21 protein-coding genes and 1 pseudogene are annotated in these 13,121 nt (G+C 63.4%); 5 read left to right on the forward strand and 17 right to left on the reverse strand.

The features are described 5' to 3' along the window. Positions 1–3: 3 nt before the first annotated feature. Together Q0C59_RS05135 and Q0C59_RS05140 are read right to left on the reverse strand one after the other, a co-directional pair. Positions 4–1,272 carry an MFS transporter gene (locus tag Q0C59_RS05135; RefSeq protein ID WP_291212614.1) on the reverse strand — a complete coding sequence of 423 codons (1,269 nt, stop codon included), beginning with the start codon at positions 1,270–1,272 and terminating at the stop codon, positions 4–6. Then, positions 1,269–1,766 carry a hypothetical protein gene (locus tag Q0C59_RS05140; protein WP_291212617.1) on the reverse strand — a complete coding sequence of 166 codons (498 nt, stop codon included), beginning with the start codon at positions 1,764–1,766 and terminating at the stop codon, positions 1,269–1,271. Before Q0C59_RS05140 ends, Q0C59_RS05135 begins: the two co-directional genes overlap by 4 nt. 120 nt (positions 1,767–1,886) lie before the next feature. Between Q0C59_RS05140 and Q0C59_RS05145 the strand changes: the two genes are divergently transcribed. Further along, complete coding sequence (locus Q0C59_RS05145) at positions 1,887–3,152, forward strand: CaiB/BaiF CoA-transferase family protein (RefSeq protein WP_291212619.1); 1,266 nt, start codon at positions 1,887–1,889, stop codon at positions 3,150–3,152. Then, positions 3,149–3,577, forward strand: a complete 429-nt coding sequence (locus Q0C59_RS05150) for a thioredoxin fold domain-containing protein (RefSeq protein ID WP_291212622.1) — start codon at positions 3,149–3,151, stop codon at positions 3,575–3,577. The genes Q0C59_RS05145 and Q0C59_RS05150 overlap by 4 nt, the downstream gene beginning before the upstream one ends. A gap of 15 nt (positions 3,578–3,592) precedes the next feature. On the opposite strand, the gene Q0C59_RS05155 is transcribed toward Q0C59_RS05150, so the two are convergent. Next, positions 3,593–4,294: a DUF4197 domain-containing protein gene (locus Q0C59_RS05155; RefSeq protein WP_291212625.1), complete on the reverse strand. Its 702-nt coding sequence runs from the start codon at positions 4,292–4,294 to the stop codon at positions 3,593–3,595. A gap of 68 nt (positions 4,295–4,362) precedes the next feature. On the opposite strand from Q0C59_RS05155, the gene Q0C59_RS05160 reads away from it, so the two are divergent. Further along, a complete protein-coding gene (locus tag Q0C59_RS05160; RefSeq protein ID WP_291212628.1) occupies positions 4,363–4,887 on the forward strand; it encodes a TlpA disulfide reductase family protein in 525 nt (174 codons plus the stop codon). A 79-nt stretch (positions 4,888–4,966) separates the two neighbouring features. Here Q0C59_RS05160 and Q0C59_RS05165 read toward each other — a convergent pair whose 3' ends face one another. After that, complete coding sequence (locus Q0C59_RS05165; RefSeq protein WP_291212630.1) at positions 4,967–5,419, reverse strand: cytochrome c; 453 nt, start codon at positions 5,417–5,419, stop codon at positions 4,967–4,969. A gap of 140 nt (positions 5,420–5,559) precedes the next feature. Here Q0C59_RS05165 and Q0C59_RS05170 point away from each other — a divergent pair, with 140 nt between their 5' ends. Together Q0C59_RS05170 and Q0C59_RS05175 are read left to right on the forward strand one after the other, a co-directional pair. Then, entirely contained in the window at positions 5,560–6,234 is a 675-nt protein-coding gene (locus tag Q0C59_RS05170) for a cytochrome b/b6 domain-containing protein (protein ID WP_291212633.1), read from the forward strand. 66 nt (positions 6,235–6,300) lie between these two features. After that, complete coding sequence (locus Q0C59_RS05175) at positions 6,301–6,798, forward strand: GNAT family N-acetyltransferase (protein WP_291212635.1); 498 nt, start codon at positions 6,301–6,303, stop codon at positions 6,796–6,798. Positions 6,799–6,935: 137 nt separating this feature from the next. On the opposite strand, the gene Q0C59_RS05180 is transcribed toward Q0C59_RS05175, so the two are convergent. The 13 genes and pseudogenes from Q0C59_RS05180 to Q0C59_RS05240 all read right to left on the reverse strand — a co-directional run. Further along, positions 6,936–7,448 carry a peroxiredoxin gene (locus Q0C59_RS05180; RefSeq protein ID WP_291212638.1) on the reverse strand — a complete coding sequence of 171 codons (513 nt, stop codon included), beginning with the start codon at positions 7,446–7,448 and terminating at the stop codon, positions 6,936–6,938. A 134-nt stretch (positions 7,449–7,582) separates the two neighbouring features. Beyond that, complete coding sequence (gene rpsQ / locus Q0C59_RS05185) at positions 7,583–7,852, reverse strand: 30S ribosomal protein S17 (RefSeq protein WP_056266767.1); 270 nt, start codon at positions 7,850–7,852, stop codon at positions 7,583–7,585. Positions 7,853–7,861: 9 nt separating this feature from the next. Further along, the gene (rpmC, locus tag Q0C59_RS05190) at positions 7,862–8,068 is read right to left on the reverse strand and encodes a 50S ribosomal protein L29 (protein ID WP_159608378.1); all 207 of its coding nucleotides are present in this window, start codon (positions 8,066–8,068) and stop codon (positions 7,862–7,864) included. A gap of 16 nt (positions 8,069–8,084) precedes the next feature. Next, on the reverse strand, positions 8,085–8,501 hold the full coding sequence (gene rplP, locus Q0C59_RS05195; RefSeq protein ID WP_056266773.1) for a 50S ribosomal protein L16: 417 nt from the start codon (positions 8,499–8,501) through the stop codon (positions 8,085–8,087). 2 nt (positions 8,502–8,503) lie between these two features. Next, the gene (rpsC, locus tag Q0C59_RS05200; protein ID WP_291212643.1) at positions 8,504–9,382 is read right to left on the reverse strand and encodes a 30S ribosomal protein S3; all 879 of its coding nucleotides are present in this window, start codon (positions 9,380–9,382) and stop codon (positions 8,504–8,506) included. A gap of 15 nt (positions 9,383–9,397) precedes the next feature. Then, positions 9,398–9,727, reverse strand: coding sequence for a 50S ribosomal protein L22 (gene rplV / locus Q0C59_RS05205; RefSeq protein WP_056266781.1), 330 nt, complete (start codon positions 9,725–9,727; stop codon positions 9,398–9,400). Between the two features lie 9 nt (positions 9,728–9,736). After that, positions 9,737–10,012, reverse strand: a complete 276-nt coding sequence (gene rpsS, locus Q0C59_RS05210; RefSeq protein WP_056266785.1) for a 30S ribosomal protein S19 — start codon at positions 10,010–10,012, stop codon at positions 9,737–9,739. A 12-nt stretch (positions 10,013–10,024) separates the two neighbouring features. Then, positions 10,025–10,849: a 50S ribosomal protein L2 gene (gene rplB / locus Q0C59_RS05215; protein WP_291212646.1), complete on the reverse strand. Its 825-nt coding sequence runs from the start codon at positions 10,847–10,849 to the stop codon at positions 10,025–10,027. Between the two features lie 2 nt (positions 10,850–10,851). After that, on the reverse strand, positions 10,852–11,166 hold the full coding sequence (gene rplW, locus Q0C59_RS05220) for a 50S ribosomal protein L23 (protein ID WP_291212651.1): 315 nt from the start codon (positions 11,164–11,166) through the stop codon (positions 10,852–10,854). Next, the gene (gene rplD / locus Q0C59_RS05225; protein ID WP_291212653.1) at positions 11,163–11,783 is read right to left on the reverse strand and encodes a 50S ribosomal protein L4; all 621 of its coding nucleotides are present in this window, start codon (positions 11,781–11,783) and stop codon (positions 11,163–11,165) included. Before rplD ends, rplW begins: the two co-directional genes overlap by 4 nt. After that, positions 11,783–12,454, reverse strand: coding sequence for a 50S ribosomal protein L3 (gene rplC / locus Q0C59_RS05230; protein WP_056266802.1), 672 nt, complete (start codon positions 12,452–12,454; stop codon positions 11,783–11,785). Before rplC ends, rplD begins: the two co-directional genes overlap by 1 nt. A 226-nt stretch (positions 12,455–12,680) precedes the next feature. Further along, positions 12,681–12,995 carry a 30S ribosomal protein S10 gene (gene rpsJ, locus Q0C59_RS05235; RefSeq protein WP_056266806.1) on the reverse strand — a complete coding sequence of 105 codons (315 nt, stop codon included), beginning with the start codon at positions 12,993–12,995 and terminating at the stop codon, positions 12,681–12,683. A 9-nt stretch (positions 12,996–13,004) separates the two neighbouring features. Further along, a pseudogene (locus Q0C59_RS05240) lies at positions 13,005–13,121 on the reverse strand (elongation factor Tu); the annotation flags it as partial.

Here is a 13,121-nt window from a genome sequence, read left to right on the forward strand (position 1 = left end):
AGTTTAGCTGGCCTGAACGCCGGGACGCGCACGCCAGGCACGCCAGAAAGCGAGGTAGGCGAACACGCAACACACGCCGAAGAATGCGATGGCGCCGCGGTAACGAACCGGCTCGCTCCAGCCGAACACCGTGAGCGCCTCGATCAACAGGCCGATGCCCCACTGCACGCCGAACACGCCACCGAAGATGGCCAGGTTGTAGGCCGACAGCGCGCGGCCGGCGGCCTCGGGCGGCAAAGCCAGCGCCACCGCCGGCTGCGACAAGGAGACGAAGGTGCTGGTCACACAGAAGAGTGCCCAGAGTTCCCAGCCCGCGCCGGCACCGAGCCACACGATGGCGGTCAACACCACAAAACTCGACGGCAGACCCCACGCAATCAGCTGCTCCGGCTTGAGGCCACGCCGCGCCAGGTGCGGGTTGACCAAGCCCCAGAGCCAGAAGGTGCAGAGCATCGAGAGGTTGATGCCGAACAGACCGGCAGCCGCCTGCTGCGGCGTGTAGCCCGCCACCTTCACCATCCAGGGCCCGGCCCACAGGGTCTGCACCGCGACCATGCCGCCGTAGTTGACGAAGCCGATCGGCAGCATCTGGCGAAAGTAAGGGTTGCGCCAGATGAAGCCATAACCTCTGGTGCCTGAAGGTTGTTGACCTTCTGCCAGCGCGGGCGTCTCCTGGCGCCAGCGCGGCACCATGAGCGCGATGCCCACCATCGACAGCGCAATCAAACCGGCCAGCATCCAGAACATGCCGCGCCAGCCGGTGTAGGGCATGAGCCACTGCACCGGCAAGGTGGCCGCGACCATGCCCAGCGAGCCGGTCATGAGCATCCATGAGTTGGCGCGCAGCTGCGTGGCGGGCGTGAGCCAGCGGCGAAAACCGGTGAGTGGCGCCATCAGGCAGGCGCTCACGCCCATGCCGGTGAGCACGCGCGCAGCCAGCAGACCTGAAAAACTCGTGGCCAGTGCAAACGCCATGCAACCCACCACAGCCACGGCCAGAAACGCCAGGATCACCTTGCGCGGTCCGTGGCGGTCCAGCCAGTTGCCCAGCGGCAACTGGGTCATGGCAAAGCCCAGGAAGTAGCCGCCCGCGAGCAGGCCCAGGTCACCCGCGTTCAGGTCCAGCTCCAGGCTCAGCGTGGGCGAGAGCGTGGCCGTGATCGCGCGCACCAGGGCAGAGAAGAAATAAGCGATCGCAAACGTCAGGAAAACGATGACCGCGGCGCGTGTGCCCAGCGCGTCGCCGCTGGCGTGTGTCGGTGCGCTGGTCATGGCAGCTTCAGGCCGTCAAAGAACGCGGTGTTCACCTCGTCGCTGGCGGAGCCATAAATCGCCGCCTGAAACACCTGCGCGCCGCGCGCGAAGTACACCGCCCGGGCTTGCACGGGCTGGCCCTGTGGATCGGTGCCTTGCGCCGTGATGCCCTGCGACAGCGAAGCGCCGGCCACGGAGAACTTCCATTGGTGGGCGGGATCGGTGTGCAGGGCCGGGTCCACGCGGATCGCGGCCAGTGAGGCGCGCTGCCAGTCGGCCGCCATGGCGGGCGCTGCGGCGGCATCCGGCGCGTTGGCCCAGGCCAGCGCAAAGGTGAGGCCGCTGGCTTTGCAGCTGTGCATGTGCAACACCGTGGGAACACCACCCAGCGGCACCGTGCGTTCAGCGGTTTCCGGCTTGCACGGCAGCAGTGCCTGCAGCGGCGTGCCCTCGGGCCGCAGCTCGCGCCAGTTGAAGGTGGGATAACAGGCGGTCAGCGCCAGCAGGCTCAAGGCGGCGAGCGGCCTGCATCGCCGCATTGCGCGATCGAAAGGAAATGACGGCATGGGATGGAAATGGACCCGCCACCGCGGCGACACCGCAGGTGCGGGAGCCTCAAGCACAATGGCAACATGAATGCTCTGGATGGTATCCGCATACTCGATTTGTCCCGCGTGCTCGCGGGCCCTTGGTGCACACAGACGCTGGCCGATCTCGGCGCCGATGTGGTCAAGGTGGAGCGCCCACCCGGCGACAACCACCCCGGGGGCGACGACACACGCGGCTGGGGTCCGCCCTTCCTGCGCGGGCGCGATGGCACCGACACGGCCGAGGCCGCGTACTACCTGGGCGCCAACCGCAACAAGCGCTCCATCACCTGCGACATCGCCACCCCCGCAGGTCAGGCGCTGATCCGCCAACTCGCCGCCAAGGCCGACGTGTTCGTGGAGAACTACAAGGTCGGCGACATGGCGCGCTACGGCCTGGACTTCGAGAGCCTGCGCGCCCTCAACCCCAAGCTGGTGTACTGCTCCATCACCGGCTTCGGACAGACCGGTCCGTACAAAGAGCGCGCGGGCTACGACTTCGCCATCCAGGCCATGGGCGGTCTCATGAGCGTGACCGGTGAGCGCGACGATTTGCCTGGTGGTGGGCCACAGAAGGTGGGCGTGGCAGTGGCCGACCTGTTCACAGGGCTGTACGCCACGGTCGCCATCCAGGCCGCGCTGCGCCATGCCGAGCGCACCGGCGAAGGACAGCACATCGACATGGCCCTGCTCGACACGCAGGTCGCCATGCTCGCCAACCTGGGCGCCAACTACCTGGTGCGCGGCCGCGAAGACGGCAAGGTACCGGGACGCGCGGGCAATGCCCACGCCAACATCGTGCCCTACCAGGTGTTTGAAGTCGCGCCCGACGCGCAGGGCCAGGCGCAGCACATCATCCTGGCGGTGGGCAACGACGGCCAGTTCGCCAAGTTCTGTGCGGTGGCCGGCCAGCCTGAACTGGCGAGTGACACGCGCTTTGCGCAGAACCAGAACCGCGTGCGCCACCGCGCCGTGCTGGTGCCGCTGCTGGAGGCCATCCTGAAGTCCCGCAGCAAGGCCGACTGGCTGGCCGCGCTCGAAGCGGCCAAGGTGCCTTGCGGCCCGATCAACAGCCTGGCCGAGGTGTTCGCCGACGAACACGTGCTCTCGCGCGGCATGGTGCAGCGCTGGGAGCACCCGCTGTCGGACGATGTCGACCTGGTCGCCAGCCCGCTCAAACTCAGCGCCACGCCGGTGCGCAACGACCTGCCGCCACCGCTGCTGGGTCAGCACACGGCCGAGGTGCTGGGCGACTGGCTGGGCAGCACGCCGGAACAACTCGCCGAGCTGCAACGCAGCGGTGCGGTTTGAGCACGCTCACGATGACCAACGCGCCGCAGTCCTTGCCCACTCCCACCTCGCTGCGCGGCGCTGCGGTGGCCGCGGCCGCGCGCGGCGAGCCGCTGGTGGTGATGACCACGCTCAAGGGCTGTGTGTACTGCGAGCTGGTGCGCAACAACTACCTGGCCCCCATGCGCCGTGAGGGTCTGCTGGTGGCGGTGCAACTGGATGTGCTGGACCGCCAGACCAACCTGCAGGGATTTGCCGGCGAGACGACGACCCCCGCTGATCAGGCCCGCACCTGGAAGGCACGCTTCACGCCCACGGTGATGTTCTTCGGCCCCGACGGCCAGGAACTGGCCGAGCGCCTGGTGGGTGTTGCCGTTCCCGACTTCTACGGCGAGTATCTCGAGGCGCGCCTGCTGGAAGCGCGGGGCAAGCTCAAAAAGCGCTGAGCTTTCACCCGGCGCTCACTTCATCGCGCCAAACACCTTTTTGAGAATGGCGCTGCCGGTGCCCACCGGATCCTGGCGGATCTTGCGCTCTTCCTCGCCGATGATGGTGTAGAGGCCATCGAGTGATTTGCCGGTGACGTACTTCTGGATGTTGGCATCTTCCGCTTTGACCAGACCGAACCCCGCCGCCTGGCCGGCCAGCTTGTTGTATTGGTTGGCCAGCCCCACCTTCTCGGTGGCCTTGGTCACCACCGGCAGGAACTTTTCGCCCAGCGGCGTGCGGGTCTTTTCGGCAAAGAACTGCGTCACCGAGTTGTCGCCACCGCCCAGAATGTTCTTGGCGTCTGTCACGCTCATGGACTTCACCGCATTCACCAGCAGGTCTTTGCCCATGGGCACGGCGGCTTCGGCCGCGCGGTTCATGCTGGTGACCAGCTCGTCCACACGCTTGCCCTGACCGGTGAGCTTGAGCAGCCTGGACGCGTCTTCCAGAAAACCCGGCAAAGGAATCCGAACTTTTGGGTTGCCGAGGAATCCATCGGTCTTGCCCAGCAAGGCCACGGCCGCCAAGGCGCCTTTTTCCAGTGCCACCTTGATGCCCTGGGTGGCATCGCGCTCGGTGAGGTCCCCCAGCGACAAGGCCCGTGCCTGCTGGTGTGCCGCGAGGATCAACAAGCCGATGGCGGCGGTGGACTGGGTAAACTGGCGGCGCTGCATGCGGTGTCTCCTGGATGCTGATGAATCAATGGCGTGGGGCAATGTAGCCCCCGGGAAATGAAAACACAATGACCGAACTTGATCGACCTGGCCGCTTGCGCCGCCGCAGTATTGCCACAGCGGTTGCACTGGGCACTGCCGCTGTGCTGGGCCTTGCCGGCTGCGCGGGCGGCGAGGCCGCGCCGCAATCCACCTTTGTACTGATTGATGGCTCCAAGGCCACCACCGCCGACCTCAAAGGCAAGGTGACCTTGGTGAACTTCTGGGCCACCACCTGCGTGTCGTGCGTGAAAGAAATGCCGCAGATCGTGGCCACCTGGCACAAGTACCAGGGACAGGGCTTCGACACCGTGGCGGTGGCCATGGAATACGACCCGCCCAACTGGGTGCTCAATTTTGCGCAGAGCCGCCAACTGCCCTTCAAGGTGGCGCTCGACAACACGGGTGAAGTGGCGCAGCAGTGGGGCGACGTCAAGCTCACACCCACCACTTACCTCGTCGACAGGCAGGGTCGCATCGTCAAACGTTACGTGGGCGAGCCTGACTTCGCAGCGTTGCACCAGCTCATCGAGAAACTGCTGGCGCAGACCTGAAGCGCAGCGAGTGCCCCACAGCAAAAAGCCGGGACCCAGGTCCCGGCTTTTTGCATTCCGGCCCAGGCCGCGGTCGCCATCAGTCCTTGCGGTAGGCGTCGTGGCAGGCCTTGCAGCTTTGGCCCACAGCGCCAAAGGCGGTCTTCACAGCGTCGAGGTTGCCGGTCTTGGCGGCGGCGCTCAGCTTGGTCGCCTCGGCCTGGAACTTGTCGGCGCCTTCCTTGAACTTGGCCTGCTCGGTCCAGATGGCCGGCAGCGCGCGGGTATCGCCCTTGTCGGTGCCGGGACCAAAACCTTCCCACGGCAGTTTGCTCATGGTCTCGACGATCGCCGCGCTGTCGGCCGCCACCTTGGCATCGAACGGCACGCGGCCGTTGGCCATGGCACCCACGCGCCCGAAGTGGCTGGCCATCACGGTGAAGGCCGCTTTGCGGTACTTCACGGCGTCCTCGGGCTTCTGGAACTGGGCGAACGCCGGGGCAGACAGGCTGGTGAGCGCAACGGCCATGGCCAATGGGGCGAGAATTTTCATGAACACTCCTGAGCGTGGTTGAATACAAAAGGCAGCGGGTGTGCTGCCCGAACGAGAGTGTGCCGACATCGTTCAAGTTCCCCTGGAACTGTCGGCATGCCCCCTGGCTCCACTCATCTTTGAAACCATCCGTCTTGACCATGCAAACGATTCGCGTCTGGGACCTGCCCACCCGTCTTTTCCATTGGCTGCTCGCCGCCGCCGTCGTGGGTCTCGTGATCACCGCCAATGTGGGCGGCAACTGGATGACCTGGCATCTGCGCTTGGGCTACGCGGTGCTCACGCTGCTGTTGTTTCGCCTGGCCTGGGGATTCGTGGGCGGGCACTGGTCGCGCTTTGGCAGCTTTCTGTACGCGCCATCCTCTGTGCTGGCTTACCTGCGAGGGCGTGCCAAGCCGGAACACCGGGTTGGTCACACGCCACTGGGCGCCTTGTCGGTGTTTGCCCTGCTGCTGATCCTGCTGGCGCAGGTCACCACCGGCCTGATGAGCGACGACGAGATCTCCTTTTTCGGTCCGCTGGTGCGTTTTGTTTCGGGCGACACGGTGGCCCTGGCCACGAGTTACCACAAGAACGTCGGCAAGTTCATCGTGATCGCACTGGTGGTGCTGCACGTGGCCGCCATCGTTTTCTACAAATGGGTCAAGAAGGACAACCTGGTGCGCCCGATGGTGGTGGGCGACAAACAAGTGGCGCCTGGCCTGGCTCTGCCGCAGGCGAGCGATTCGTTGGCAACGCGGGCGCTGGCGCTGATGATTCTGGTGGTCTGCGGCGGGGCGGTGACCTGGCTGGTTCAGTTGGGCAACGCGTTCTGATGTCTTCAAGCAGCCAGCTGGCCGTATAGTGGCGTCCCCGTCCGCGCCCGATTCCACCCCACTCGAATGAAACCCACCGAAACCGCCGACGTCACGCTCCGGTTGGCCCGATTTCCTGACGACCTGGACACGGTCCGGTCCTTGTTCCTCGACTACCAGACCGACATGGGCATCGACCTGTGCTTCCAGGGATTCGAGGCCGAGCTGGCCAACTTGCCGGGTGAATACGCGCTTCCCGCCGGATCGGTGTTTGTCGCCCTGGTGGGGGGTGAGCCCGCAGGTTGCTGCGCGTTTCGCCCGCTCACCGACACCGACCACCTTGACGCCTGCGAGATGAAGCGTTTGTTCGTGCGCCGGGCGTTCCGCGGCTTTGGACTGGGCCGACTGCTGGTGGAGCAAGTCATGTCCGACGCCCGCCTGGCCGGGTACACCACCATGCTGCTGGACACGCTCAGCGACATGGAGACCGCCCGTGCGCTCTACCAGGAGGCTGGGTTTGTGGAGGTGGCGCCGTACTATCACAACCCGATTCCCGGGGCGCACTACCTCAAGTTGGATCTCTGAGGGTTCTCTTCCTTGGGTCCGTTCAGCGGCGACTACAAGGTCGTGCAAGCATCACTTCAGGCTCGTGAGGTGCTGGTGAGAAATGAAAAAGCCGCTGGTGTCACCACCAGCGGCTTTCGCTTTGGCTCAAACCGCGTTCAGACGCCGGCTTTGGCCTGAGCCAACAAGGTGGCCGCGTCGCTCACTTCAAACTTGCCCGGCGCCTCAACGTTCAGCGCCTTGACCACACCGTCCTTGATCAGCATCGAATACCGGTTGCTGCGCAGACCCATGCCACGACCCGTGAGGTCCAGCGTGAGACCCGTGGCCTTGGCGAAGTCGGCACTGCCGTCGGCCAGCATGCGCACCTTGTCGCCGGTCTTCTGGTCACGCGCCCAGGCACCCATCACAAACGCATCGTTCACGCTCAGGCACCAGATCTCGTCCACACCGGCCGCCTTGAAGTCGGCTGCGTGCTCCACAAAACCGGGCACGTGCTTGGCCGAACAGGTCGGGGTGAAGGCGCCGGGCAGCGCGAACACGGCGATCGTTTTGCCGGCCGCGGCTTTGTGGGCGTCAACGGCATTGGGGCCAATGCTGCAACCGTTGCCCTCAACCTCGCTGTACTCCATCAACGTGGCCGCCGGGATTTTTTCGCCAACCTGAATCATGCTGTGCTCCTCATGGTTTTGGGCCTGTGGGCCGGGGTGTGAAGGCTCAAAAAAAGTCGAGCCTGGAAAAAGAAAAAGCGACCGGCATTGTCGGTCGCTTTTCAGTTCGGCGCTGCAAGCAGCGCGAATCGCGCTTAAACCAGCTCGGCCTTTTGGACCAGGCGGGTAGCGACCCAGTTTTTCGTCTTCGACAGCGGACGGCTCTCGGTGATCTCGATCGTGTCGCCGGTCTTGTACTCGCCCTTTTCGTCATGGGCGTGGTACTTGCTCGACTTGGCCACGATCTTGTCGTAGAGCTCGTGCTTCACACGGCGCTCGACCAGGACCGTCACGGTCTTGGTGCGCTTGTCGCTGACGACCTTGCCGATCAAGGTGCGCTTGAGGGATGTTTTAGCTTCCGTCATGGTCACTCCTTATTTGGCAGATGCCGCGTTGCGCTGCTTCTCGGCAAGAATGGTCTTGGCACGAGCGATGGCGCGACGGGTGTCGCCCAGCACGGCGTTGTTGTTGAGTTGTTGCGTGGCTTTTTGCATGCGCAGACCGAAGTGGGCCTTTTGCAGCGATTTCACTTCGGCTTCGAGGCCGGCCACATCCTTTTGGCGCAGTTCAGCAGTTTTCATCTTGTGTTCTCCTGAATCACTGACCCAACAAGCGCGTCACGAACGTGGTGCGCAGGGGAAGTTTGGCGGCGGCCAGCTGGAACGCCTCACGGGCCAGCTGTTCCGGCACGCCGACGATCTCGTACAGCACCTTGCCGGGCTGGATCTCGGCCACGTAGTACTCCACCGAACCCTTGCCGTTGCCCATGCGGACTTCAGCAGGTTTCTGGGAGATTGGCTTGTCCGGAAACACACGGATCCAGATGCGGCCGCCACGTTTGACGTGACGGGAAATCGCGCGACGCGCGGCTTCGATCTGGCGTGCCGTCAGGCGGCCGCGGTCGGTGGACTTCAGACCGAAGTCACCGAACGCGACGGTGGCGCCGCTGGTGGCGACACCGGTATTGCGGCCTTTTTGTTCCTTGCGGAATTTGCGGCGAGCAGGTTGCAACATGTTTATTCTCCTTTGCCGTCCGCAGCTGCAGATGCGGGCGCGGCGTCTTTGCGAACGCGCTTAACGGCGGGTTTGGTTTCGGTACCGGTCGTGGCTTCGGCAGGCTTGTCGCTGCCATCGGCTGGAGCGGCATTGGCACCGGGGCGGCGAACCGCAGCGCGTGCAGGGGGACCTGCTGGACGCTCACGGCGCGGACCACGGGGGCGACGCTCTTCTTCGGCACGGGGCTCGGCAGCCACGGGCGCATCGTTGCGACCCAGGGTATCGCCCTTGTACACCCAGACCTTGACACCAATGATGCCGTAGGTGGTCTTGGCTTCGGAGGTGCCGTAGTCGATGTCGGCGCGCAGGGTGTGAAGTGGCACGCGACCTTCGCGGTACCACTCGCAACGTGCGATTTCGATGCCGTTCAAGCGGCCCGACGACATGATCTTGATGCCCTGTGCGCCCAGGCGCATCGCGTTCTGCATCGCGCGTTTCATGGCGCGGCGGAACATGATGCGTTTTTCGAGCTGCTGCGTGATGCTGTCGGCAATCAGCTTGGCATCGATTTCGGGCTTGCGCACTTCTTCGATGTTGACTGCAACCGGCACGCCCAATTTGGCGGTCAGTTCTTTCTTCAGCTTCTCGATGTCTTCGCCCTTCTTGCCGATCACCACGCCCGGACGTGCCGAGTAAATGGTGATGCGGGCGTTCTTGGCGGGGCGCTCGATCACGACGCGCGAAACGGCGGCGTTCTTCAGCTTGCCCTTGAGGTACTCGCGCACCTTGATGTCTTCGGCCAGCATGCCGGCGAAGTCACGGTTGCTCGCGTACCAGCGGCTGGCCCAGTTGCGCGAAATGGCGAGGCGGAACCCGGTGGGGTTGATTTTTTGTCCCATATTCCTGTGACCTCTTCAGTTGCCAACCGTCACGTAGATGTGACACGTGGGTTTGCTGATGCGGTTGCCGCGGCCTTTGGCGCGGGCCGAGAAGCGCTTGAGCGTCGTGCCTTGTTCGACGTAGATGGTCGTGACCTTCAGCTCGTCGATGTCGGCGCCGTCGTTGTGTTCAGCATTGGCGATGGCGGACTCAAGAGCTTTCTTGACGATGCCAGCGGCCTTCTTCTGCGTGAACGCCAGGATGTTGAGGGCCTGGTCGACCTTTTTGCCGCGAATCAGGTCGGCAACCAGTCGGCCTTTGTCGACCGAGAGGCGAACGCCTCGAACGATTGAACGGGTTTCCATGGTTGTTCCTTACTTCTTCGCTTTTTTGTCGGCCGGATGGCCTTTGAACGTCCGCGTCAGCGAAAACTCGCCGAGCTTGTGTCCAACCATCTGGTCGGTGATGTACACGGGCACGTGCTGCTTGCCGTTGTGCACGGCAATGGTCAGGCCGATGAAATCGGGCAGGATCATCGAGCGACGCGACCAGGTCTTGACGGGCTTTTTGTCCTTGGTGGACACGGCCTTCTCGACTTTGGCCATCAGGTGATGGTCAACGAAAGGGCCTTTTTTGAGTGAGCGAGTCATGTTGTCAACCCTTTACTTCTTGCGACGCGAGACGATCATCGACTGCGTGCGGCGGTTGTTGCGGGTGCGGTAGCCCTTGGTCAGGTTGCCCCACGGATCCACCGGAGCGCGGCCTTCGCCGGTCTTGCCTTCACCACCACCGTGCGGGTGGTCGATCGGGTTCATCGCGGTACCGCGAACGGTTGGGCGAATGCCCATGTGACGCTTGACACCGGCCTTGCCCAAGCGGCGCAGGCTGTGTTCCTGGTTGGACACTTCACCAATGGTGGCGCGGCAATCCACGTGGACCTTGCGGACCTCACCAGAGCGCATGCGGACCTGGGCGTAGATGCCTTCGCGAGCCAGCAACACAGCTGAGGCGCCGGCGGAGCGGGCGATTTGCGCGCCCTTGCCGACTTGCAGCTCGATGCAGTGGATGGTCGAGCCGACCGGGATGTTGCGGATCGGCAGGGTGTTGCCCACGCGGATCGGCGACTCCGAGCCGGACAGCAGGGTCGCGCCCACTTCAACGCCACGCGGGGCGATGATGTAGCGGCGCTCGCCGTCGGCGTAGCACACCAGTGCAATGTGCGCCGTGCGGTTCGGGTCGTACTCGATGCGCTCGACCTTGGCAGGAATGCCATCCTTGTTGCGACGGAAGTCGACAACGCGGTAGTGGTGCTTGTGACCACCGCCCTTGTGGCGGGTGGTGATGTGACCGTTGTTGTTGCGACCGGCTTTCTGGAACTGGGGTTCCAGCAGCGGTGCAAAACCTTCACCTTTGTGAAGATGGTCACGCGTGACCTTCACCATGCCGCGACGGCCTGGTGAGGTGGGTTTCATCTTGATGACTGCCATGATTAAACGCCCTCCCCGCCGAAGTTCAGCTCTTGACCCGGCATGAGGGTCACATACGCCTTGCGAACGTGGTCGCGACGACCCACCGTTTTGCCGAAGCGTTTGGCCTTGCCTTTTTGGTTGAGCACGGACACACCCTTGACCTGGACCTTGAACATCAGTTCGACAGCGGCCTTGATCTCGGGCTTGGAAGCATCACGCAACACCTTGAACATGATGGCGTTGGTCTGCTCGGCGACCTGGGTGGCTTTCTCGGACACGATGGGTGCCACGAGGACCTGCATCAGGCGGCCTTCGTCGTATTTTGTGACGCTCATGCGAACATCTCCTTGAGCTGGTCGATCGCCGCCTTGGTGACGATGACCTTCTTGTAATGCACCAGCGACAGCGGATCGGCGTAACGCGGCTCGACCACCAGCACGTTGGGCAGGTTGCGCGAGGCGAGGTACAGGTTCTCGTCGACTTCTTCGGCGATCACCAGAACCGATTGCAGGTTCATGGCCTTGAACTTGTCGGCCAGCTGCTTGGTCTTGGGCGAATCCACTTTCATGGAGTCGATCACGGCCAGACGGCCTTCACGCACCAGCTGCGAGAAGATGGACGCCATGCCGGCGCGGTACATCTTCTTGTTGATCTTCTGGGTGAAGTTCTCGTCGGGGCTGTTCGGGAAAATCCGACCGCCGCCGCGCCACAGGGGCGAAGAGGTCATACCGGCGCGGGCGCGGCCCGTGCCTTTTTGCTTGAACGGCTTCTTGGTCGAGTGCTTGACCATCTGGCGGTCTTTTTGTGCACGCGTGCCTTGACGGGCGTTCGCCTGGTAAGCCACCACGAGTTGGTGGATCAGGGCTTCGTTGTAGTCGCGACCAAACACGGTTTCAGGCACGTCCACGTTGGACGACGACTGACCCTGGTCGTTCAGGAGTTCAACTTGCATCAGTTTGCTCCCTTGGATTTGGCCTTGATGGCGGGACGCACGGTCAGGAAACCGCCGTTCGAGCCAGGCACAGCGCCACGGATCATGAGCAGCTGACGGGCTTCGTCCACGCGCACGATGTCGAGGTTCTGGATGGTTTTGGTGTCATCGCCCATGTGACCGGTCATCTTTTTGCCCGGAAACACGCGACCCGGATCCTGGGCCATGGAGATGGAGCCCGGAACGTTGTGCGAACGGCTGTTGCCGTGCGACGCGCGCTGGGATTTGAAGTTGTGGCGCTTGATGGTGCCGGCGAAGCCTTTACCAATCGAAGTACCTTGCACGTCCACTTTCTGACCCACCGCGAAAATCGCGTTGGGGGCCACCACGGCACCGGGCTGGTACTGGGCAGCAACGTCAGAAGCGACGCGGAATTCCTGGATGATTTCGCCCGCTTCGACACCGGCCTTGGCCAGGTGGCCCGCTTCGGGCTTGGTCACGCGGGAAGCACGGCGGGCACCAAAGGTGACCTGCAGCGCATCGTAGCCATCATGGGCCAGGGTTTTGACCTGTGTCACACGGTTGTTCGACACATCGACCACCGTGACAGGAACTGCGTCCCCGTCATCGGTGAACAGACGCATCATGCCCACCTTGCGACCCAACAACCCGAGGGAGTTGCTAAGACTCATTGTTTTCTCCGTTCCCGACTTCAATTGGCCGGGGCTGATGGTGCATCGACTCTCCCCGAAGGGCGTCGACACGTTTTAAAAATACGACCTGCATCATTGTCAGACCGCATCGGCAAAAGCCGAACTCCCCGAACCAAAGTCCAGGAAAGCCCGCCAGTATAACCAGCGGGCTTTGTTTGCGCAAGCCGGCCTGCGCACGAAGCGCCGACCGGCTTGGGAACCGCAGTTACTGCAGCTTGATTTCGACGTCCACGCCAGCGGGCAGGTCGAGTTTCATCAGGGCATCAACCGTTTTGTCGGTCGGGTCCACGATGTCCATCAGACGCTGGTGCGTGCGGATTTCGAGCTGGTCGCGGCTGGTCTTGTTGACGTGCGGCGAACGCAGGATGTCGAAGCGCTTCATGCGGGTCGGCAGGGGCACGGGGCCCTTGACGATCGCGCCGGTGCGCTTGGCGGTGTCAACGATCTCGGCGGCAGAGCTGTCGATCAGTTTGTAGTCAAACGCCTTCAGGCGGATGCGGATTTTTTGCTTGGTAGACATGTCCGCTCCTTAAGCAATGATCTTGGCAACGACGCCGGCGCCAACGGTACGGCCGCCTTCGCGGATGGCGAAGCGCAGGCCTTCTTCCATGGCGATGGGGTTGATCAGCTTGACCGTGATCGACAC

The sequence above is a fragment of the Hydrogenophaga sp. genome (assembly GCF_022844385.1).
Lineage (GTDB): Bacteria > Pseudomonadota > Gammaproteobacteria > Burkholderiales > Burkholderiaceae_C > Hydrogenophaga.